The sequence below is a fragment of the Pseudonocardia sp. NPDC049154 genome (assembly GCF_040648315.1).
GTDB lineage: Bacteria > Actinomycetota > Actinomycetes > Mycobacteriales > Pseudonocardiaceae > Pseudonocardia.
In genome coordinates this window covers 21,923-42,084 of sequence record NZ_JBEZDN010000002.1, presented here as the reverse complement: position 1 = coordinate 42,084, position 20,162 = coordinate 21,923, and the positions used below count along the sequence as shown (strand labels likewise).

The window sequence follows — 20,162 nt, the reverse complement described above, 5'->3', positions numbered from 1 at the left end:
GACACGTGGTCGACCGACCCGGTGACCACGCGCCGTAGCGGTTGCTGCGGACCACCTCGCGGCCGTCAGGGGCAGCGCGAGCATTCGGATCAGCCCCGAGCCATGCGACAGGACACGAGGAATTCCTCCGTCGTGGCCACCTGCTCCGCGTCGGCCGTCAGGCTCTGCGCCCGTAGTCGTATCAGGGCGCGGTGCTTGCGCCTGCGGACCGGTTCGGTCAGCGTCAGGTGGCGCACCTGACCCTGGGTCATGTCGGACGAGCGGAGCCGCTCCGCCGAGGCGATCGGGTATCGGAGAAGCGGCAGCCGGTACGCCGAGCAGGCTGTGGCGGCGGCACGCCCGACTGCGTCGTGGTCCGGATGGCCGTCTCGTTCCCACGGGGTGAGGCACCACAACCCTTCCGGATCGGCGAATCCCACGAGCTCGCTGACGGCTGCCATCACGTCGTGCTCCGCGGCCTCGACGCACCCGCCTGGCAAGCCCAGTCGGTACCGGCGGACGCCCGTCAACCCCAACGTGCGGTAGGCCGTACCGAGGTACTCGGCGCCGGTGTCGGTCACCACCAGGACGGATACCGGCAGGCCACGATTGACCAGATCGCGCATCAGGCCACCGGCCGCGCACAGCTCCTCGTGGGGGTGGGCAACGACGACGACGAGACGTCGGCAGCTGGGCATCCGCAACGGCGGCCCGGTGGTGCCGACATCGGACGCTGCGGCCCTTGCCGCTGCGCGCCAGGGATCGCAACTTCGCGACACCGTCGCGGCTACGTCCACCATCGGTTCCGCCCTCTTAATTCGGCAGCCGGGCGCCGGTGAACTGTTCGACATCGAGGGCAGGAGGCGGCCAGGTCCGCGGGAGAGCAGCTGGAGATGAACCATCCGTCGACGACGACCTCCTGGTCGACGGGTTGGGCGCCTGCGTTGCGCAGGTCGGTCCAGAGGCTGGGCCACGCCGTGAGCCGGTGACCGCGGACGACGTCGGCCTCGATGAGCGGCCACGGACCGCGGCAGATCGCCGTGACCGGCTTCCCGGTGGCCACGAAGGAGGCGACGAAGCCGACCGCGTCGCGGTTGATGCGCAACCCCATCTGGATTCACCCATGCTCCCGGGCAGGAGCAGCGCCTCGTACTCGTCGATCTCCACGTCAGCGACCTGCCCGGGTCCACGGAGATCGTTCCCGCCGCAACGGTGCCGAACTGGCGCGCCTGGACCTCGCCGGGGTGCATCGACAGCAGGTCGCTTGTGGCCCGGCCCCGTACAGCGCGCCGCGGGCTTGTTCCAGCTCCACCCGCTCGACGCCGTAGGTGGCGAGTATCGCGATCCGTATCTCCGGCCCACGAACCATGCGCTCCTCCGAGAGGTGGGATGGATGCGGGCACGATGGCATCGGCGGGAGATGACTTCGACAGCCTGTCAGGTCCACGGGGCTCACCCCGACCTCACCTCTCGGGCCGCGTCAAGTCATCACCGCACTGGTGAAGAAGGGCACCCTCTCCTGCCTCGGCCGTCGATCCGGGCAGGCGTGGATCGGCCACCGTCGCGAGAGCACGGTGGGCCAGCACGACCGGATCGGAGAGCACCACCCCTGTGGGGTTCCAGAACGTTCCACCTGGTTGCTGAGCAGCGGTGTTCGGCGGCGTTCGGTGGTGGCACAGATCGTCGCGCTGGTCGTGCGGATGGCGAGCGAGAACACCAAATGGAAATACAAGAGCATCAGGGCGAGCTGCACGAGCCCCGCCCCATCGGATCGGCGGACCGCCTCGACGCGGAGTGATCTCACCGGGACACTGGCGTCCCGGTGCCCGCTATCGAGGAGCGAGGATGAGCGAGAATCTGGGTCACCTGCACGGGCCGAACGCCGACGGGTGGGAGCGCGTCGTCGTGGTCGGGCTCGTCGCCACCCCTCCGGACCATCCGGCCCGGGTCGTCGGCCTGCTTTCCGCCGAGCTGGCGGAGCTGCTCAGCTCGCGCGTCGACCGCCGGGTGCGCTGGGAGGTACGCAGCAACTGGGGTGCGGTCGCCCCCCGCCGGGACGGCGGCCTCGCCGCGCTGCTCGACGACGTGGCGGAACGCCGCGAAACCGCCGGGTGGGACATCACGATCTGCCTGACCGACCTGCCCCTGCACGTCTCGCGGCTGCCGCTGGTCGCGCACTACTCGCTGCGCCGTCGCGCCGGCGTCGTCTCGCTCCCCGCGCTCGGCCTCGGACAGGTCCGAGCGGCGCGCGCCGCCGTGCTCGGTCTGGTCGAGGGCCTGGCCACCGCGCTGGTCGATGATCGGTCCCGCCCCCGGGAGGAACGGGTCGGAAGGATGGTGGAGGGCGTCGCCCCCGTTCGCCGGGTGGTCGACCAGACCGACGACGGCGAAATCGGATTCGTGTCCTCCCGCATCACCGGCACGCTGCGGCTGCTGGCGGGCATGGTGCGCGCCAACCGTCCCGGCCGGGCGCTGCTGGGGTTGTCCAAGCTGCTGGTCGGCGCGTTCGGCACGGCCGCGATCGCCTTGACCACCAACACCATCTGGCAGATGGGCGACGCCCTGGACGGCCCGCGGCTCACGCTGATCATGGTGCTCAGCCTGGTCGGCCTGGTCGGGTGGCTGATCATCGCGCACGACCTGTGGGAGAAGGCGTCCGCCGAAACCCCACGCGAGCTGGCCCGCCTTTTCAACCTGGGCACCGGGCTCACCCTGGGCCTCGCAGCCAGTGTGTCCTACCTGGTGCTGTTCGCCGGAACCGCCACTACGGCCGCGCTCCTCATCGACTCGTCGGTGCTGTCCCAGAACCTGGGCCGGCCGGTCGGCCTGGCCGACTACGCGGTGCTCGCGTGGATCATCACCTCGTTGGCCACGGTGGGCGGCGCCATCGGCGCCGGCCTCGAGGACGAGGACGACGTGCGCGCCGCCGCCTACGGCTACCACCCGACACCCACGGGGTGGCGCGACGACCCCGCATCGAACGGCGACGACACCTCATGGAACGACGGCCGACCGAGGGGCTCGTAGCACGAGGTGGGAGCATCCACGCTGGCGACGGCAACGCGACGGCCGAATCCGACGCTGCGAGGCCGAATCCCAGGCGGTGCGGACCGCGGATAGTCGCGCCCATGACGCCCACTTCGACGACCCCCGAGCCCGGGCAAGAAGGACGTGGCGGCTCGCGTCTGGCGCGTGCTCGCGCTGACGTCGATCACCTCGAGGTAGCGGTCGAGCAGCTGGTCGACCGTGGGCGACGTCCGCGGGTTCCGGCGCTCGTCCACCTCGTTGAACGTCCGGGTGCGGGCTGCCTCGGCCTGAGCCCGCGCCCGAGGACCGGGCTTGATGATCTCCGTCAGGTAGTGGCGGCATCCGGTGACGGTGTCCCAGCCCGCGTACACGCGCACGCGGAGACCGCCGCTGGGCAGCTCGTCGATGCTCCCGCGGGCCCGCGTCCGACCGGCCTTCCTGCTCGCCATGAGACCGACACTAAGAGCGTTGATGTCACGACACGCTCCCGCTGAGCGTGTCGCGCAGGCGTCCGGCCAGGTCGGAGAGGGTGGGCGCGGCAGGGATCGAGCCTGCGACCGCTCGGGTGTAAAGCGCGCGGCACTCCCCTCCTAAGCCTCCTACCAGCGACAACGCTGCCGGGAGGACCCTCTTCAGCCCCTCCGACAGCATCCCTGAACGGGATTTCGTGTCATGACTGGTGTCACGCGATGCCCCACGCCGAGGTCGTCGAGCCTGACGCTCCTGACTATTTGCGCTTCCGCGGGCGCGCCAATTCCGCGGGCCCTGGCGCTGGAGTTCGACGAGGCCTTCGCCGGTGGCGTCCTCATGCCGCTCTACGGCGCGTCGGAGATCATGGCCGGCACCTGCTGTCACCCCGGTGACGCCCTGGAACGCCGAGCGCACCGCCGCCACGGGCGATCATCGCGGCCGCCACCACACCGGTGACCCGGGCAGACTCGACGAAGACGGGTACCTGCTGGTCAGCGCCCGGTTGAAGGACCTCATCATCCGTGGGGGCGTGAACATCAGCGCCGCGGAGGTCGAGGGCTACGTCGGGGCCAATCCCGCCGTCGCCCAGGTCGCCATGGTGCCCTACCCGGACGAGCGGCTGGGCGAGAAGCATGCGCCGTCGTCGTCCCGAAGCCGGGTGAGCAGCCCACCCTGACCGACACGACCGACTTCCTCCGGCAGCGGGACATCTCGATGCAGAAGCTGCCCGAGAAGCTGGTCCTCACCGAGACGGGCAAGATCCAGAAGTTCCTGCTCCGCGACCTGGCGCGCGACGGCTGAGCTACGGGTCCGCGGCGAGCCGGGCCTTCGACCGCGGCGGCCGCGGCGATGAGGCTGTCGATCAGGCCGGCGCCCATCCGCTCCCGCATCGAGGGGCCCGGCACGTAGCGCCGCTGGTCGTCCTGCTCGACGAAGCCGTGGTAGACCAGCATAGCGAGAAGACGGTGAGCCGTGGACTCGGCACAGCCGATCTCCGCCGCGGCGGCGGTGAGAGCCGCATGCCCGCCTGGTCCCGGATCGCCTGGAGCAGCCGCAGCGCCCGGTCGACCCGACTCGATGATGTAGGTCGGTCGGACGATGGGCATGCCCGGCCGACAGCGTCTCCGCCCTGGCGACGCGTCCGACGCCGCGGACCGGTGCCGGGCACAGGCCCTCACCGAGCTTTGGGAGCCGGGCGTGGAGCGGCGCGTCTGACCGCCGGGCAACCTGCGCGCCTCCACGCTGATCGGGTGTCTGCAGCAGCGTGCGCTCAACACCCGACCGGGCACGGGACCGCGTCGACGGCCTGCCGCCGGCGATCACCGGCCCGGCACCGCCATTGCCACCACACGCTTCCCGCGCTATTGTCTGCCGATCGTAAGATTACGTCCGTAAGATAATCGGGAGCGACGATGACGACACAACCAGTGGCCCTGGTGACCGGCGCCTCCACCGGCATCGGGAAGGCCGCGGCCCTCGCGCTCGTCGAGGCCGGCTTCACGGTGGTCGGCACCAGCCGGGACGCCTCGCGCCTCACCCCACCGGCCGGCATCACATTCCTCGACCTCGACGTGTCACGGGACGACTCGGTGCACGCCCTGGTCGAGCAGGTGACCGCGAGGTTCGGCCGGATCGACGTACTGGTCAACAACGCCGGGATCGGAGCGGCGGGCGCGGTCGAGGAGATGTCGGTCGAGCAGCACCGGCGGGTCCTGGACGTCAACGTCCTCGGCGTCATCCGCATGAGCAAGGCCGTCCTGCCGCTACTGCGGGCCCAAGGCGTCGGCCGGATCATCAACGTCTCCTCGGTCTTGGGGCTCGTACCTCAGCCGTTCATGGCGGCCTATGTCGCCTCGAAGCACGCCGTCGAGGGGTTCTCCGAATCGCTCGACCACGAGGTGCGCGAACACGGCGTCCGCGTCGTGCTCGTCGAGCCCGCCTACACCAGCACCGGGTTCGAGTCGAACGCTGTGATCGCCGAGGACCCCCAACCGGTCTACGCACCGCGGCGTGCCGTGTTCGACGAGGTCATAGGCGATGCCGTGAAGGGCGGCGACGCCCCCACCGTCGTGGCGAGGACCATCGTCGCCGCGGCGACCGACCCGAAACCGAAACTGCGCTACACCGCCGGCACGCGAGCAGGCCGGGTCAGCACGCTACGCAGGATCGCGCCCGCCCGGCTCTTCGACGGGCAGATCCGCAAGCTGAACAAGATGGCGGGTTGACGACGACCGAAGAGAAGGAGTCGCGATGGCGCGGTACGGGAAGGAACACAAGCAGCGGACGCGGCGGCGCATCGTGGAGACATCCGGGCGCCGGCTCAAGTCCGACGGCGTGACCGGCTCCGGGATCGCCACGCTCATGGCCGACGCCGGGCTGACCAACGGCGCGTTCTACGCGCACTTCGCGTCGAAGGACGACCTGGTCGCCAGTGTGGTCGCCGACCAGCTCGACACACAACGCGAGGCCATCGCCGCCCTGCCTCCCGACTCCGGCGTCGAGCAGCTCGTCCGGGCGTACCTGTCGGTCCAGCATCGCGATCACCCGGGCGACGGCTGCCCGTCCGCAGCCCTGCTCAACGAGATCGGCCGCTGCGACGACGCGGTCCGCCACGCCTTCACCGACGGGATGCTCGAGGTCATCGACGCCATCGGAGCCCGGCTCGGATACACAGACCCGTCCTCGGCTCGCGGCCGGGTCCTCGCGGCGTTCGCCGGGATGGTCGGGACCTTGCAGATGGCCCGCGCGGTGACCGACCCGCAGCTCTCCGACGACCTCCTCGAACAGGGCGTGCAGAATGCGCTGGCCACTCTTCGCGACCCGAGCGTCGGGGGCACCTCCGCCGACGTGGCACACCGGTGACCCCCCATTCCCCCGGGGCGACACCCCTCAACGCACCTCAACGCACCTCAACGCACCTCAACGCACCTCAACGCACGGTAAGGGACCTGACATGAGGGCCTTCCTCGTCGACAAGTACGGCAAGGACAGCACGTTGCGGGAAGGGAAGCTGCCCGACCCGGAGATCGGCGACCGCGACGTTCTGGTTCGGATCCTGGCCGCGGGTGTGAACCCGCTCGACACCAAGATCTTGGCCGGGGAGTTCACGCTCTTCCTTCCCTACAAGCCGCCCTTCGTCCTCGGCAACGACCTCGCCGGCGTCGTCGAACGGGTCGGACCCAGGGTGCAGAAGTTCGCGCCGGGCGACGAGGTCTACGCGCGGCCGGACACAAAGCGCATCGGCACCTTCGCCGAGCTGATCGCGATCGACGAGGGCGACCTGGCGCTCAAGCCGGCGGGCCTGACCATGGCCGAAGCGGCTTCGCTGCCGCTGGTCGCGCTCACCGCATGGCAGGCCCTGGTCGAGAAGGCGAACCTCCGGCCCGGACAGAAGGTCCTCATCCACGCGGGCTCCGGCGGCGTCGGGACGATCGCGATCCAGCTGGCCAAACACCTCGGCGCCTACGTCGCCACCACCACCAGCACGCCCAACGTCGACTGGGTTCGCGACCTCGGCGCGGACCTCGTCGTCGACTACAGAAAGGACGACTTCGCCCAGCTGCTGCGCGATGTCGACGTCGTCCTGGACCCGCTCGGCGGCGAGAACCTCGACAAGTCCCTGCGGGTCCTGCGACCCGGCGGCCTGGCCATCGGCATCGCCGGCCCACCGGACCCGGCCTTCGCCAGACAACTCGGCACACCGCTGCTAGCCCCGGTGATGGCCCTGCTCAGCCGCAAGGTCCGCCGCGCAGCCCGCAAGAGGCGGGTGCGCTACTCGTTCCTGTTCATGCGGGCGAACGGCGACCAGCTACAGGAGATCACCGCCCTGGTCGACGCCGGCGCGATCCACCCCGTCGTCGACAGAATCTTCGCCTTCGACGACACCGACGCCGCACTCGACTACGTCGACTCCGGCCGGGCCAAGGGCAAGGTCGTCGTCACGATCCCGTGACCACGGCCGCGAGGACCCCGCGGCCACCGTAGAGGTCGCTGCCGCGATCGCGATCGACGTGGCCGCGACCCAGTTCTTCGACCCGGGCTCGGGCGACTATCACCTGGCTGCCGAGGACCGTCGGGTCTCGGCCGCCGAGCTGGTTGCCCCGCTCACGGCCCGGGACTCGACGTCCCGATCGATGCGATCTGCGCGGCCGATCAGGAGCAGTGACGTGGCCGTGTGGCGGGGCGGCGAGTCCCCGGACCGCATGCCGTGCCACTTCCGGTCACCCGCTCCTCGCTCGCCGGGCGCCCGAACGATCACCTCTCTCGCCCAGCCGGGGCGTCGTTCTCCCGCGCTCGGCGTCGGCCGAACCACGACCGGCCACGAGACGATAGGGCGGAGGCGGTCGCCCGGCCCATCTACCTCGTGAGGACAGGCAGCATGAGGGCGGACGGGCGGCTCTGCTCGTGGTAGACGGTCTGTGTCGCCTTCCGCATCGCCAGTGCGCTGTCCAAGGGTTCGCAGGTGTTCGGGTTGCGGTCCCACCGCGGGAAGTCGCTCGAGGTGACGTGCAGGCGGACGCGGTGGCCGGGGAGGAACGCGTGCGTGACGTTTCCCAGTTCGATCGTCAGCTCGTGCACGGTGCCCGGCTCGACGGCCGAGGGCTCGTCGTAGGCGTCCCGATACCGCATCCGGACGAGTCCTTCGGCGAGGTTCTGCACGAAGCCGTCGGGGTGCACGTCGCTGAGGAACGCCACGAAGTCGGTGTCCGGGCAGTCGGTGGCGGCGAACAACCGGAGTGTCACGGGCCCGGCGACCTCAAGGGCCTCGGTCAGCGTGTCGCCGGTGTAGACGAGCACGTCCGAGCGGGACTGGTTGGCGCGCTGGTCGGCGACGCCGCCGCCGACATAGCGGCCGCCGGCGGTGGGCACCGGATCCTCGGGGTCGTAGACGTAGACGTCCGGGTTCTCGGTCCCGGGTCGCTCGCCGCTCAATCTCCCTGCTCCGGAGCTCGAGTTGGCGGGGCCGGCCGCACGCAGGTGGTAGGCGGTCGGTCGCGAGTTCGGCGGCGGCCAGGCCGTCTCGTCCCGCCATTGCCCCAGCCCGGTCATGAACAGAGTGACCCGAGGCCTGGGCAAGCCCTCGCGGCCGTCTCGGACGAAGTGGTCGAACCACTGCCGTTGGACCTCCAGGATCGGGAAGTCCGCCTCCGGCCCGAAGTCGATGTCGCCCGAGCCTCGTGAGGTGGGCTGGTTGTACGGCAACAGGTGAGCCCACGGGCCCATGAACAGCGCCTGCTCGTCCCGGGCGCGCTCGGACATCGCGTGGTCGAGCAGCCCGGTGAAGTACTGCGGGGTGTCCAGGTTGGCGATGTCGTACCAGGAGCCGACGTGCAACATGGGCACGTCGATGTTGTGCAGTTGACGACGCAGGTCCACCGCCCACCAGTACTGGCCGTCGGTCTGGTGGTGGAGGATGTCGGCGAGAAAGGGAGCGCCCGCACCGAAGCGCTCGATCCAGTCGCGTAGCGGTAGGTGACGCAGCGCGTCGTCGGTCAACGGCGAGAACCGTTGTGTCGGATCGGCCTTCAGCTTCTCCAGCGCCGCCAGGCGCTCGTGGTCGCCCAGCTTCGCGAGGACGTCCTCGGCCATGTTCATGAAGTAGCTCAGCGTCCACGACAGCTCGAGTGCGCCGTGGTTGTACCAGTAGTTCTCGTAGGAGGCCAGGTACGCGGACACCGGGACGGCCGTGATCAGGTGAGGTGGTCTCTGGGTGGCGGCCAGGTACTGGATGATCGCGCCGTAGGACTGACCGAAGGTGCCCACCCGGCCGTTCGATCCCGGCAGGCCCGCCGCCCATTCGATCGTGTCGTAGCCGTCCCGGGCCTCGTAGGCGAACGGGTACCAGGCTCCCTCGGAGCCGAACCGCCCCCGGGTGTTCTGCACGACCGTGAGGTACCCGTGGGACGCGTAGTAGTGCGCTTCGTTGAACTCCTCGGCCAGGTCGTTCAGGTGCTTGCCGTACGGCGTGCGGCGCACGAGCGTCGGCGCGGCCGTCGCGCCGATCGGCCGGTAGATGTCCGCGAACAGGGTCTTCCCGTCCCTGGTCCGCATCGTGACGTCCCACTCCCGCGTGACGTCGTAGGGCCCGCGCATCGTTGCGAGATCCACTGATCCTCCTGCCTCGTGCCGGTCGTCGACGGAGCGGGGGCCTCTGCCGCACCCCGACCGCGCCCTCGTCCCGAGCGAGAGGAGCGCCCTCCGCACACGCAGTTCCGGCCAGCTCGATGCACATGCTTGCGTAAGAGGCACCAGGGATGCAACTCTTACCGCCACTTCAGCGCCGAGGAGGAGGAGGACACACGGTGACCACGACACTGGCCTACGAGGTGCTGGTACTGGACGGAGTGCCGAGGGCAGGCGGACAGACGCTGCCGACAGGAGAGGGCATCGTGTCCTCGCCGCTCGCACTCACGCTCGTCATCGGCGCCGAGGACGCCGTCCTGATCGACGCGCCCTACACCTACGGCCAGATCGAGCGGGTCCGGAACTGGATCCTCGCCTCGGGCCGGCGACTGCGCCACGTCTACGTCACCCATGCTCACGGAGACCACTGGCTCGGGGTGAACGAGCTGTTGTCAACCTTCCCGGACGTCACGGTCTATGCCACGTCGAGGGTGCTCGAGGGCATGCAGAGAGAGGCGACGACGAACCGTGAGGCCCTGTGGGACAGGGTCTTCCCAGGGCTGGTGCCACCGTCGCCGATCATCGCCGAGAAGGTCCCCGAGGACGGGTTCCAGCTCGAGGGCCACCAGTTGGTCCCGATCGAACTGGGTCACACCGACACCGACGACACCACGGCCCTCTGGATCCCGAGCATCGGTCTGCTCGCGGCCGGCGACGCGGTCTACAACGGGGTCCACCAGTACATCCTCGAGGCGACCGAGAGCGGGTTCGACTCCTGGTTGGCCGCACTCGACAAGCTCGAGGCGCTGTCCCCGACCTACGTCGTCGCCGGTCACAAGGCTCCCGGGGCCCCCGACGATCCCGCCACGATCAGCCAGACCCGTGCCTACCTCGAGGACGCACGCCACCTGCTCGCGACCGTGAGCGATCCCGAGGAGTACTACGCCGAGATGCTGCGTCGCTACCCACTCCGCATGAACCCGGGCCCGGTCTGGTACGGCGCGGTCGGGCAGCTGCGCCCGAGGAGCTGACCCGTACTCATCCGTCCACGTCCCAAGCCGCCTCACTCTGATCGTGCTCGTTTCCTGCATCGCTGGTGACAAAGGAGTTATCACATGTCCGACAGCAGATCGGCGTCCCCGACGATCCTGTTCGTCCACGGCTTCCTGGACGACCACACCGCGTGGCGGGACGTGAGGGCCGACCTGGAACCCGACCTCTCCACCGTCGCTCTCGACCTGCCCGGCTGCGGCGCCCTGGCCGACTCGCACTCCGTCACCCTCGCAGGCATGTCCGACGCCGTGGTCGCCGAGCTCGATCGCGCCGACGGCCCGGTCGTGCTCGTCGGACAGAGCATGGGCGCCCAGGTCGGCGAGCTCGCCGCAGCGGCGCGGCCCGACTGGGTGGTGGCCCTGGTGCTGATCACCCCGGTGCCGCTCGCCGGAACGCACCTCGAGGGAGACGAGGCCGAGGTGTTCCGGTCGCTGGGCGGAAATGCCGAAGCGCAACGCCAGGCCAGATTGAGCGTGTCGGTGGCACTGGACGAACGTGCCCTCGACATGCTCGTCGCATCCGGCTCCGCGCCGCGCCCGGAGACGGTCGCGCAGGCGTTCGAGGCGTGGAACGGCGGCCACCCCGCGGGCGCCCACCCGTCTACCTACCGCGGCCCCGTCTGGATCCTGAAGGGGGCCGACGACCCCTTCGTCACCCAGGAGCTCCTCGACGCCGGCGTGCTGCCTCGCTTCCCCGACGCCCAGCTGCGAGTCATCGACCATTCCGGGCACTTCCCGCACATGGAGGCACCGGCAGAGGTGGCCTCCACCCTGCGTGAGGTCGTGGCTTCGGTCGACCGGCTGGAGGTCTAGCGTGACGAGCCGACCTGCAAGCCCGACCGCCGGCCAGTCCCTCACGGTCACCGAGCTCATCGCGTCCGGCCCGCTGGGCGGGCGCCGGATCGGGTACATCGTCATCGGCTTCCTCTGCGTCCTCCTCGACGGCATCGACATCGGTGCTTGGGGCTTCGTGTATCCCCACCTCGTCGCCGATTGGGGCACCCCGGCCGGACAGATCACGACGGTCGTGACCGCCGGGTACGTCACACTGGCCCTCGGCGCCCTCATCGCGGGGCCGTGCGCCGACCGCTTCGGCCGCAAACCGACCTTGATCGTCAGCGTCATCCTCTTCGGGGGTGCGATGACAGCGGCTGCCTTCGCGACGGACATCACCACGCTCGGCGTGCTCCGCTCGATCGCGTGCCTCGGGCTCGGTGCGGTGTTCCCCTCCGCCATCGCGCTCGTGTCCGAGTTCATGCCGCTCAGGCGGAAGGCCTTCCTCGTCACCGTCGTCTTCTGCGGGTTTCCCCTCGGCCAGGCGGTCGTCGGCTACCTCGCCGCGTTCATCGTCCCGTCCTTCGGCTGGCAGGTGCTGCTCCTGATCGGGGGGATGGCCGGCCTGGCCCTCGTCCCGCTGACCCTGTCGATCCTGCCGGAGTCGGTCGCCCTGCAGATGCAGAGGCCAAACCGACTCGCCCGGGCCGAGCGGACCGCCGAGACGATCGCTCGCTCGATGGGCGTGACGCGGCAGATCACCCTCACGCCGCAGGTCCGCGACCCGGAGGAGTCGGAGGCGGCGGGAAGGGGCGGCGTACGCACGGTGTTGTCGCGCAAGGTCATTCTCACCAGCATCGTCGTCTGGTACGCCTATCTGGCCAACTGCACGATCACCTACGTCCTGATCGGCTACCTGCCGTTGATCATGGCAACGATGGGTATGGACGCATCGGAATCCGGGCAGGTCATCGGACTGCTGGGCTGGGGTGGAGCGATCGGCTCGCTGCTGATCGGCTACGCCATGAGCCGTATCGGGAACCACCGCACCCTGGTCCTCAGCCTCGCGCTGACGGCGGTCTCGATCGCCGTCGTCGCGTTCGGCGCCTGGCCGCTGGCCGCGCTCCTCGTCCTCGGCTTCGTCTGGGGACTGCTCAACGGCGGTGCCAACGCCGGCATGAACGCCTTCGCCGCCTCCGCCTTTCCCACCCATGCCCGCGGCACCGGCGTGGCCTGGATGCACTCGGCGGGCAAGCTCGGCGCGATCGCCGCCGGCCTCGTCGGCGGCCTCATGATCGGAGCCGGATGGGGTATCGGAGCGATCTTCCTCAGCTTCGCGCTGCCCGTCCTGATCGCCGCAGCCGGGTTCGCCCTCCTGGCGCTCACGCAACCCACCGCGACCGAGAAGGAGTCACGATGACCGACAGCACCCCGAACATCAAGACCGCCGAGGTCGATGAGCAGGACTGGACCGGCGCCTTCGAGGCGAAGCAGGACCAGGCCTTCGGCGAGAAGCTGGCCGAGGACGTCGTTCTCGAGGCGGCCGCGCTACTCGTCCCGGTACGGGGGCGGGCCGACGTGCAGACCTGTATGGGAACAGCCAGCCGATACTACCGGTCGCTGACGTTCACCCACGAGGCGACGAACGGCGCGCGCACGTACATGGAGTGGGAGGCGGTGGGCGCCTCGGGCGTCGAGTTCAGCGGCGTGACCGTGCTGACCCGCAACGACGAGGGCCTGATCCAGCACGTCTCGATCAGCCACCGTCCTCTCGGTGCGATCCTGGAGTTCTCGGCCGAGATGAACCGCCGCACCGCGGGCAAGCTCGAGGCCGGGCACTTCCGCGCCGGAGACTGAGCGAAGGAGTAACGCCGATGACTCGTCGGACCGCGCCGTTCCTGGATTGGCCTGCGACGGCTCGCTACAGGCTCTCCGGTGCGCCTGGCGAGCTCGGACTGGTACAGGATCTCCTGAACACGATCCAGGAAGGCTCGGCGGCGCCGCCGGACCTGTTGGCCACGCTCGCCTCCGCGCAGGAGTGGGCGGACGCTGTCGTGGAGCTCTGGTCGTCCGTCGACCCGTCCGGATGGGCCGGGGACCTTCCCCCGCTGACGGACTACGACCGTCGCAGCCTGCTCTCCCTCCGTGCTCGCCTCTTCGCGGGGCTCTACGACCCGACGTCCGGGGCTGAGCACGAAGGGTCCTCCGAACAGCTGCGACTGTCGGTGTCAGGCGGCCACGTCGACGTCCGACCCGCCGGCGTCGGCTGGCAGCACTTCGCCACGGCGCTCCTGCTGATCTGCTACCGGGCGCAGCTCACCGGAGAGCTACGACGGCTGAAGACCTGCAAGAGCCACGAGTGCGACGTGGTCTTCTACGACCGCTCGCCCAACAACAGCGCCGTGTGGCACGACGTCAAGGTGTGCGGGAACCGCGCCAACGTGCGCGCCCATCGGGCCCGGACCCGTACCGAGGCCACCCACGGCCTCCACGAGGAGGAGAGACCACAACCATGATCATCGACACCGGCGACCTGCCCGAGGCGGCCGCCTACAAGCTGCTCATCGGGTCCATCCTGCCCCGCCCGATCGCCTGGGTGAGCAGCGTCTCACCCAGCGGGATCGCGAACATCGCGCCCATCTCCTTCTTCACCGCCGTGGGTCGGCGCCCGCCGATGATCTCCATCTCGCTGCAGCCACGGTCGGACGGCCTGACCTTGAAGGACACCTTCGGCAACATCCGCGACACCGGCGAGTTCGCCGTCAACATCGCGACGACCCCCCAGTCCGATGCCGTGCACCGTTCGGCCTACGAGTTCGAACCGCACGAGGACGAGTTCGAGCTGCTGGGCCTGGAGAAGGCTCCCTGCGACGTGATCTCGGCGCCGCGGATCGCGGCCTCACCGATCTCCTACGAGTGCCGGGTCAACCGGATCATCCCGGTGAGCGCCACCGAGAACGTCGTCTGGGGCGAGATCGTGCGGTTCCACATCCGAGACGACCTGTATCTGGAGAACGGCCGCATCGACACCGCGGCGCTGTCCCCGCTCGGCCGGCTCGCCGCCGAGTACACACACATCGAGAACGTCTTCACCACTCCACTACCCGACGAGACGTTGGCTGCGCTGGACGGCGCACGGATGCGCCGGCTCGACGGGCTCGACAGCGCGTTCTCCCCGATCAACACCCCTCTCTGGTCACCATCCGGCTCGACCCGCCCAGCCGCCCCGTGACCCTCGGTGGCTCCGGCGACCGGGCTCGCCAGTGCCGTCCGACAGTCGCGATCGACCGCGGTTCCCTCGAGCCGGCCCGGTGGCCGCTGTGGATGCCACACGTGCGTGGTGGTGGCCGGAGGCCCATCGACGAGGGCACGACCAACGCGGCCGCGCCGATGCTGGTCGCCGGTCGCGGTGTGGTCGACCGCGTCACCCAGGTACGATCCTCACCGCGTTCGAACGGAGCACCGCGATGTCCGTCATGGCCGACACCGCATCAGCGCTCGACACCATGTCGTTAGAGCCGTTGACCCCCACCGCGTACCTGGACCGCGCCGCCGCGGCGCACGGCGACCGGATCGGGGTCGTCGACGGCCGAGCTCGGGCAGCTGCCCCCCGATCACGTCTGGAGGTCTGATGACCCACGTGACCTGCACTGTCGCCGACGGCATCGCAACTGTCGTCCTGGACAATCCACCGCAGAACCGGATCGGTGTCGAAGCCGTCGCCGCCCTGAGCGCCGCCCTCGACGAGATCGAGACCGAGGAGGTGCGGGCGGTCCTGCTCCGCGCCGAGGGTGAGAACTTCAGCTACGGCGGGGACATCGAGCCGTGGCCCGGGTGGACCGAACGGGAGCTCCGCTCCCACTTCTCGGACTTCATGCGCACGTTCAACCGGTTCGAGCAACTTCCCGTGCCGACCGTCGCCGCCGTCCAGGGGCGGTGCTCCGGCGGCGGACTGGAGCTCGCGGTGCGGGCCGACGTCGTCTTCGCCGGGGAGAGCGCCAGTTTCGGGCATCCGGAGCAGTCGATCGCGATCGTGACGCTGCTCGGCGGCATCTACCGCGTGGCGGAGCGAGCAGGTCGGGCGCGCGCGATGGAGTGGGCGCTCACCTCCGAGCAGGTGCCGGCTGCCGAGATGGAGCGCTTCGGCGTCGTGAACCGTGTCGTACCCGACGGCGACCTCGAGCTCGCCGCTCGCACGTTCGCCGAGAAGGTGGCCAAGGGGCCGACGAGGGCACATGCTGCGCACAAGGCATTGTTACGGGCCTGGGAGAGTGGAGGGCGCGCGACGACGGACGAGATCATATTCGACATCGCGCTGCCACTGTGGGCGACCGACGACACCCGTATGGCTATCCCGGCTGCAGTGCACGCGCTCCGCAGCGGCGCGCCGCGCCCGGCGATGCCGTTTCGAGGACGGTGAAGAGCAGCCACCATGACCGAACTCCAGTACGCCGTCCACGTCGCCCCGCAGATCCCGACAGCTGTGCCGGACCTACCACCCGGCCTCGATCGCCGTTGGTGGTCGCCGATCTCCTCGACCCTGATCTTCGGAGAGCGCGACGCTGTGCTCGTCGACCCCCTGCTGACTGTCGAGCAGGCACAACGGCTCGGCGACTGGGTCGCCGCCGCGAACCGCAACCTCACCACCGTCTACGTCACGCACGGCCACGGCGACCACTGGTTCGGATTGGGGACCCTGCTCGAACGGTTCCCACACGCGCGTGCAGTCGGCACCCGACCGGTGATCGAGCACGCGCAGCGACAATGCACGCCCGAGTTCCTCGAGTCGTTCTGGAGGTCCCGTTTCCCGGGCCGGATTCCCGACCACATCGTCCTGCCCGAGCCGCTCGACGACGATGAGTTCGAGCTGGAGGGCCAGACACTGAGGGTCGTCCCCCTCGGTCACACCGACACCGACGACACCACCGCACTCCACGTGCCGTCCACCGGACTGGTCGTGGCGGGGGATGCCGCCTACAACGACGTCCACCTCTATCTGGCCGAGTCACCGGCAGAGGGACGCCGAAACTGGTTGAGGGCACTCGAGGTCTTGGAAGCCTTGGAACCGACGGCGGTCGTCGCGGGGCACAAGCGCCCGGAGCTCCCCGATGACCCAGCGATCCTCGATCAGACCCGTCGCTACATACTCGACTTCGACGAACTGGCGTCCAAGGCGAGCTCGACAGAGCATCTGTATCGGGCGATGCTCGAGCGGCACCCGAACCGGGTCAACGTCGGCGCGGCATGGGGCTCGGCGCGTTCGGCCGTCGGCTGAACGGTGCTCGTCCTGGAACTCTGATGCGGATCCGTCGCTGCAGACGACCCACGGCGAGCCTCAGCCGGGTGGCCTCATCGAGAAGTTCAGTGTCGGACGAACACGATTCGCCTCTCTCGGCCTCTTCCACGCCTCCTCCTGCCAAGCTCTAGCTCTCCGGATCGCGCTCGGGCGGTCGTCAGCGAGCACTACCCGACACCGCAGTGATCTCCTGCCGCAGCAGGCGGCGGAGGGGCTTTCCCGTGTCGGTGTGTGGGAGTGCGTCGCGCACGTGGATGCGCGCCGGTGTCTTGACCGACCGCAGCCGCGCACGGACGAAGGTCCGGAGCTCGGCCTCGAGCGCCGCTTCGTCGGCGACGGGCGAGGAAGGGACGATCGCCGCCAACGGGACCTCGCCCCACTCGGAGTCCGGGACACCGAACACGATCACCTCGGCGACCGCGGGGTGTGCCAGGAGAACGTCCTCGATCTCGCCCGGTGAAAGGTTCTCGCCACCGCGGACGATGACGTCGTCGGCACGGCCGTCGAGGAACAGGTAACCGTCCGCGTCGAGGTAGCCGCGGTCTCGCGTGGGGAACCAGCCGTCCGCGTCGGTCGCCGTGTGCGACAGGTACTCACCGGCTACCTGCTCACCACGGACCATGATCTCCCCCGGCTCGCCCGGAGGTAGAACGCGGCCGCCATCGTCTCGGATCTCGATCTCCACGGTGGGTAGGGGTCTGCCGACGGAGCCGAGCCGGGCGCGCACGACGGGGTCGGTCGAGCCCACGGCGTCGCGGTGGTCCTGTGGGCTCAGTACGGCGATGGTGGAGCTGGTCTCGGTGAGCCCGTACGCGTTGACCAGATCGACGTGCGGCAGCAGCCGCAGCGCGCGCTCGACGACCGGAGCCGGCATCCGCCCGCCGCCGTAGGACAGGTGACGCAGCGATGGCAGGGACTCGCCTCGATCCTCGAGAACGTCAAGTATCCGGCCGAGCATCGTCGGCACGACCATCGCGTGGGTGACCGACTCGGTGCGCGCCCGCTCGACCCAGCCCTCGGCGGTGAACGAGGAGAGCACCACGATTCGGCGCCCGGCGTAGAGGCTGGTCAGGACGGTGGAGATACCCGCGATGTGGTACGGGGGGACCGCCACCAGCTGCGTCTCGTCCTCCCCCGCCCCGAGAAATTCCACCGTGGACAACACGTACGAGGACAGGTGGTGGGGTCGCAGGACGGCTGCCTTGGGGGTACCGCTGGTTCCGGAGGTGAACAGCAGCACGCTGATCGCCCCCTCCGTCCCCGGCGCGTCTCCCGTCGGCAGGTCGTCCGCGCCGAGAACGGTGACGCCCTCGATCCCGGCGCATCGCTCCCGTTGCGTCGTGCCCACCACGACAACGGCGGGCGCGATCCGAGCCAGAGACTCCCTCAGCGCGTCGTCGGCCAGGCGGAAATTCAAGGGCACGAACGGGATGCCTGCCCGCTGGGCGGCGTAGAACAGAATCGGAACGGTGGCGGAGTACTCGTCGACGAACGCGAGGTGCTCGACGCCGAGTGCGGCGAGCCCTCCGGCCACGGCCTCGACCCGAGCCTGCAGGTCCGCATAGCTCAGGTCGCCGACCGCCGGTCGGTCACCGGCCGCGTCGGCCACCATCTCCAGCAACACGCTCGGGTTCATCGCACTCCCGCTTTCGACCGTCTGTACTCGGGTCAGTCTGCCGGTGAGAGCGCACCCGGACCGTTACTCGCGCACGGGGTTCGCGTTCACACCCGGAATCAGTAGGTGTCCCGCGTCCACCGGGATCGTGACGCCGGTGACGTTCGCGGCGAGGTGGGAGTTGAGGTACAGCGCGGTGTCCGCGATCGCCTGCGGCTCCAGCCAGGTGGTGTTGCGCAGCAGCGCGTAGTGGTAGCCGCCCTCGATCATCTCCGCCTCGGTGCCGCCCTCGTGCCCGGCGAACATGTCCCACGCACCCTGGTGGTCCGTCATCGGGGTACGGATCGCGCCCGGGTTGATCGAGTTGCAGCGGATCCCGTACGGCGCCAACTCCAGCGCGATGTTCTTCATCAGCCCGATCACGCCGTGCTTCGCCGAGACGTAGTGCGCGTAGTTCTGACCCGGCTCGATCCCGTTGGCCGAGGAGGTGATCACGATCGAGCCGCTCTTGCGCTCGATCATGTGCGGCGCGACGGCCTTGGCCGACTTCCACACGCCCGTCAGGTTCACCCCGATCATCTCGTCCCACTGCTGGTCGGTGAGCTCCCAGAACGGAGCCTGCGTCCAGATGCCGGCGTTGGCGATGAGGATGTCGATGTGGCCGAACTCGGCGACGCCCCGCGCGACAGCGGCGTCCAACGCGGCCTGGTCGCGCACGTCCGCGTCGGCGGCGATGATCCGCCGGTCCAGCGCCTCGACCTGACGCACCGTCTCGGCGTGGTCCTCCGCCGTGGCCAGGGTGTAGGGCACATCGGTCGTGGGCTTCGTGATGTCGACGATGATCACGTCCGCGCCCTCACGGGCGCAGGTGACCGCGTGAGCGCGGCCCTGCCCGCGCGAGCCGCCGGTGATCAGTGCGACCTTGCCGTCCAGCAGTCCCATCAGAGCTGTCCTCCCGCGTCGACGACCTGGGTCGTCCCGGTGATGTAGCGACCACTGTCGTCGGCGACCAGGTGCAGGACCGTCTCGGAGATGTCCCGCGGTTCCAGCGCCGCGACCGGCAGCCGGTTGAGCGTGCGCGCGGCCTCCTCGAAGTCCGCCCGCGTCGGGTTCTCCAGGTCGGGCCGGAACAGCTTGTACGTGGCGTCGTTGAGGATCATGTCGGTGGCCACCGTGGTCGGGTGCACGGTGTTGACCCGGATCGAGTGCTCCGCCCACTCCTTCGCCATGACCTTGGCCATCTGCACCAAGCCCGCCTTCGCCGCGCTGTAGTGGGCGGTGTTGTTGTTGGCGTACAGCGCCGCCAGCGAGCTGGTGATCACCACCGCGCCGCCGCGGCCGCCCGCGATGATGTGCGGCACGGACGCCTTGAGCGACTTCCACACCCCGGTCAGGTTGATGTCGATCATGTCCTGCCAGGTGTCCTCGGACATCTCCAGCGTAGACGCCGGGCTCGAGATGCCCGCATTGGCCAGCACGATGTCCAGCCTGCCGAACTCGGCTACCCCGGCCTCTACCGCGGCCGACAGCGCGGCGTAGTCCCGCACGTCCGCCTCCCGCGCGACGATCCGCCGGTCCAGCGCTTCGACCAGCCGGACCGTCTCCGCGAGGTCCTCGGCCGTTGCCAGCGGGTAGGGCACCGAGTCGACCTTCGCCGTGGTGTCGACCGCGATGATGTCCGCGCCCTCTTCGGCCAAGCGCACCGCGTGAGCCCGTCCCTGCCCGCGCGCCGCACCCGTGATGAACGCGACCCTGCCCTCTACTCGACCCATGAAACGGCCTCCCACCTGCGACGTCGCACTGTTGCAGCCAGGTTATGACACGC

Annotated in this window: 19 protein-coding genes and 1 pseudogene; 13 read left to right on the top strand and 7 right to left on the bottom strand. The window is 69.5% G+C overall.

The window, feature by feature from the left end:
• Positions 1-89: 89 nt before the first annotated feature.
• On the bottom strand, positions 90-779 hold the full coding sequence (locus tag AB0B41_RS01920; protein WP_358197863.1) for a PIG-L family deacetylase: 690 nt from the start codon (positions 777-779) through the stop codon (positions 90-92).
• Positions 767-1,090 carry a DJ-1/PfpI family protein gene (locus tag AB0B41_RS01915; RefSeq protein WP_358197861.1) on the bottom strand — a complete coding sequence of 108 codons (324 nt, stop codon included), beginning with the start codon at positions 1,088-1,090 and terminating at the stop codon, positions 767-769. Before AB0B41_RS01915 ends, AB0B41_RS01920 begins: the two co-directional genes overlap by 13 nt.
• A 734-nt stretch (positions 1,091-1,824) precedes the next feature.
• Between AB0B41_RS01915 and AB0B41_RS01910 the strand changes: the two genes are divergently transcribed.
• On the top strand, positions 1,825-3,006 hold the full coding sequence (locus AB0B41_RS01910) for a 5,10-methylene-tetrahydrofolate dehydrogenase (RefSeq protein ID WP_358197859.1): 1,182 nt from the start codon (positions 1,825-1,827) through the stop codon (positions 3,004-3,006).
• 859 nt (positions 3,007-3,865) lie between these two features.
• Positions 3,866-4,153: a hypothetical protein gene (locus tag AB0B41_RS01905; protein ID WP_358198193.1), complete on the top strand. Its 288-nt coding sequence runs from the start codon at positions 3,866-3,868 to the stop codon at positions 4,151-4,153.
• Between the two features lie 253 nt (positions 4,154-4,406).
• Here AB0B41_RS01905 and AB0B41_RS01900 read toward each other — a convergent pair.
• Positions 4,407-4,583 (bottom strand): annotated as a pseudogene (locus AB0B41_RS01900) (helix-turn-helix domain-containing protein); the annotation flags it as partial.
• Positions 4,584-4,889: 306 nt separating this feature from the next.
• Here AB0B41_RS01900 and AB0B41_RS01895 point away from each other — a divergent pair.
• The 3 genes from AB0B41_RS01895 to AB0B41_RS01885 all read left to right on the top strand — a co-directional run bounded on the left by AB0B41_RS01895 (position 4,890) and on the right by AB0B41_RS01885 (position 7,429).
• A complete protein-coding gene (locus AB0B41_RS01895; RefSeq protein WP_358197857.1) occupies positions 4,890-5,702 on the top strand; it encodes an oxidoreductase in 813 nt (270 codons plus the stop codon).
• 25 nt (positions 5,703-5,727) lie between these two features.
• A complete protein-coding gene (locus AB0B41_RS01890) occupies positions 5,728-6,339 on the top strand; it encodes a TetR/AcrR family transcriptional regulator (RefSeq protein WP_358197855.1) in 612 nt (203 codons plus the stop codon).
• Positions 6,340-6,430: 91 nt separating this feature from the next.
• Positions 6,431-7,429, top strand: coding sequence for an NADP-dependent oxidoreductase (locus AB0B41_RS01885; RefSeq protein WP_358197853.1), 999 nt, complete (start codon positions 6,431-6,433; stop codon positions 7,427-7,429).
• Between the two features lie 404 nt (positions 7,430-7,833).
• Here the strand turns inward: AB0B41_RS01885 and AB0B41_RS01880 are convergent, their stop codons facing one another.
• Positions 7,834-9,585, bottom strand: coding sequence for a CocE/NonD family hydrolase (locus AB0B41_RS01880; RefSeq protein ID WP_358197851.1), 1,752 nt, complete (start codon positions 9,583-9,585; stop codon positions 7,834-7,836).
• 194 nt (positions 9,586-9,779) lie between these two features.
• Here AB0B41_RS01880 and AB0B41_RS01875 point away from each other — a divergent pair, with 194 nt between their 5' ends.
• From AB0B41_RS01875 to AB0B41_RS01840, 8 genes are all read left to right on the top strand, one after another.
• Positions 9,780-10,631, top strand: coding sequence for an MBL fold metallo-hydrolase (locus AB0B41_RS01875; RefSeq protein ID WP_358197849.1), 852 nt, complete (start codon positions 9,780-9,782; stop codon positions 10,629-10,631).
• Between the two features lie 84 nt (positions 10,632-10,715).
• The gene (locus tag AB0B41_RS01870; protein WP_358197847.1) at positions 10,716-11,465 is read left to right on the top strand and encodes an alpha/beta hydrolase; all 750 of its coding nucleotides are present in this window, start codon (positions 10,716-10,718) and stop codon (positions 11,463-11,465) included.
• Between the two features lies 1 nt (position 11,466).
• Positions 11,467-12,846, top strand: a complete 1,380-nt coding sequence (locus AB0B41_RS01865) for an aromatic acid/H+ symport family MFS transporter (protein WP_358197845.1) — start codon at positions 11,467-11,469, stop codon at positions 12,844-12,846.
• Positions 12,843-13,283 (top strand): hypothetical protein, encoded by a 441-nt coding sequence (locus AB0B41_RS01860; RefSeq protein ID WP_358197843.1) that lies wholly within the window; start codon positions 12,843-12,845, stop codon positions 13,281-13,283. Before AB0B41_RS01865 ends, AB0B41_RS01860 begins: the two co-directional genes overlap by 4 nt.
• A gap of 17 nt (positions 13,284-13,300) precedes the next feature.
• Entirely contained in the window at positions 13,301-13,942 is a 642-nt protein-coding gene (locus AB0B41_RS01855) for a CGNR zinc finger domain-containing protein (RefSeq protein WP_358197841.1), read from the top strand.
• Complete coding sequence (locus tag AB0B41_RS01850; protein ID WP_358197839.1) at positions 13,939-14,658, top strand: flavin reductase family protein; 720 nt, start codon at positions 13,939-13,941, stop codon at positions 14,656-14,658. Before AB0B41_RS01855 ends, AB0B41_RS01850 begins: the two co-directional genes overlap by 4 nt.
• A gap of 399 nt (positions 14,659-15,057) precedes the next feature.
• Positions 15,058-15,846, top strand: a complete 789-nt coding sequence (locus AB0B41_RS01845; protein ID WP_358197837.1) for an enoyl-CoA hydratase/isomerase family protein — start codon at positions 15,058-15,060, stop codon at positions 15,844-15,846.
• A gap of 12 nt (positions 15,847-15,858) precedes the next feature.
• Positions 15,859-16,701, top strand: coding sequence for an MBL fold metallo-hydrolase (locus AB0B41_RS01840; RefSeq protein WP_358197835.1), 843 nt, complete (start codon positions 15,859-15,861; stop codon positions 16,699-16,701).
• A gap of 178 nt (positions 16,702-16,879) precedes the next feature.
• Here the strand turns inward: AB0B41_RS01840 and AB0B41_RS01835 are convergent, their stop codons facing one another.
• The 3 genes from AB0B41_RS01835 to AB0B41_RS01825 all read right to left on the bottom strand — a co-directional run bounded on the left by AB0B41_RS01835 (position 16,880) and on the right by AB0B41_RS01825 (position 20,109).
• Positions 16,880-18,358: an AMP-binding protein gene (locus AB0B41_RS01835; protein ID WP_358197832.1), complete on the bottom strand. Its 1,479-nt coding sequence runs from the start codon at positions 18,356-18,358 to the stop codon at positions 16,880-16,882.
• Between the two features lie 63 nt (positions 18,359-18,421).
• Positions 18,422-19,279, bottom strand: a complete 858-nt coding sequence (locus AB0B41_RS01830; protein WP_358197830.1) for a mycofactocin-coupled SDR family oxidoreductase — start codon at positions 19,277-19,279, stop codon at positions 18,422-18,424.
• Complete coding sequence (locus AB0B41_RS01825) at positions 19,279-20,109, bottom strand: mycofactocin-coupled SDR family oxidoreductase (protein WP_358197828.1); 831 nt, start codon at positions 20,107-20,109, stop codon at positions 19,279-19,281. Before AB0B41_RS01825 ends, AB0B41_RS01830 begins: the two co-directional genes overlap by 1 nt.
• Positions 20,110-20,162: the final 53 nt, after the last annotated feature.

What these genes read in the sequence shown, in the direction of transcription:
- AB0B41_RS01920 (WP_358197863.1), bottom strand. Translation starts at nt 779, where the DNA reads ATGGTGGACGTAGCCGCGACGGTGTCGCGAAGTTGCGATCCCTGGCGC.
- AB0B41_RS01915 (WP_358197861.1), bottom strand. Translation starts at nt 1,090, where the DNA reads ATGGGGTTGCGCATCAACCGCGACGCGGTCGGCTTCGTCGCCTCCTTC.
- AB0B41_RS01910 (WP_358197859.1), top strand. Translation starts at nt 1,825, where the DNA reads ATGAGCGAGAATCTGGGTCACCTGCACGGGCCGAACGCCGACGGGTGG.
- AB0B41_RS01895 (WP_358197857.1), top strand. Translation starts at nt 4,890, where the DNA reads ATGACGACACAACCAGTGGCCCTGGTGACCGGCGCCTCCACCGGCATC.
- AB0B41_RS01890 (WP_358197855.1), top strand. Translation starts at nt 5,728, where the DNA reads ATGGCGCGGTACGGGAAGGAACACAAGCAGCGGACGCGGCGGCGCATC.
- AB0B41_RS01885 (WP_358197853.1), top strand. Translation starts at nt 6,431, where the DNA reads ATGAGGGCCTTCCTCGTCGACAAGTACGGCAAGGACAGCACGTTGCGG.
- AB0B41_RS01870 (WP_358197847.1), top strand. Translation starts at nt 10,716, where the DNA reads ATGTCCGACAGCAGATCGGCGTCCCCGACGATCCTGTTCGTCCACGGC.
- AB0B41_RS01860 (WP_358197843.1), top strand. Translation starts at nt 12,843, where the DNA reads ATGACCGACAGCACCCCGAACATCAAGACCGCCGAGGTCGATGAGCAG.
- AB0B41_RS01855 (WP_358197841.1), top strand. Translation starts at nt 13,301, where the DNA reads ATGACTCGTCGGACCGCGCCGTTCCTGGATTGGCCTGCGACGGCTCGC.
- AB0B41_RS01850 (WP_358197839.1), top strand. Translation starts at nt 13,939, where the DNA reads ATGATCATCGACACCGGCGACCTGCCCGAGGCGGCCGCCTACAAGCTG.
- AB0B41_RS01845 (WP_358197837.1), top strand. Translation starts at nt 15,058, where the DNA reads ATGACCCACGTGACCTGCACTGTCGCCGACGGCATCGCAACTGTCGTC.
- AB0B41_RS01840 (WP_358197835.1), top strand. Translation starts at nt 15,859, where the DNA reads ATGACCGAACTCCAGTACGCCGTCCACGTCGCCCCGCAGATCCCGACA.
- AB0B41_RS01835 (WP_358197832.1), bottom strand. Translation starts at nt 18,358, where the DNA reads ATGAACCCGAGCGTGTTGCTGGAGATGGTGGCCGACGCGGCCGGTGAC.
- AB0B41_RS01830 (WP_358197830.1), bottom strand. Translation starts at nt 19,279, where the DNA reads ATGGGACTGCTGGACGGCAAGGTCGCACTGATCACCGGCGGCTCGCGC.
- AB0B41_RS01825 (WP_358197828.1), bottom strand. Translation starts at nt 20,109, where the DNA reads ATGGGTCGAGTAGAGGGCAGGGTCGCGTTCATCACGGGTGCGGCGCGC.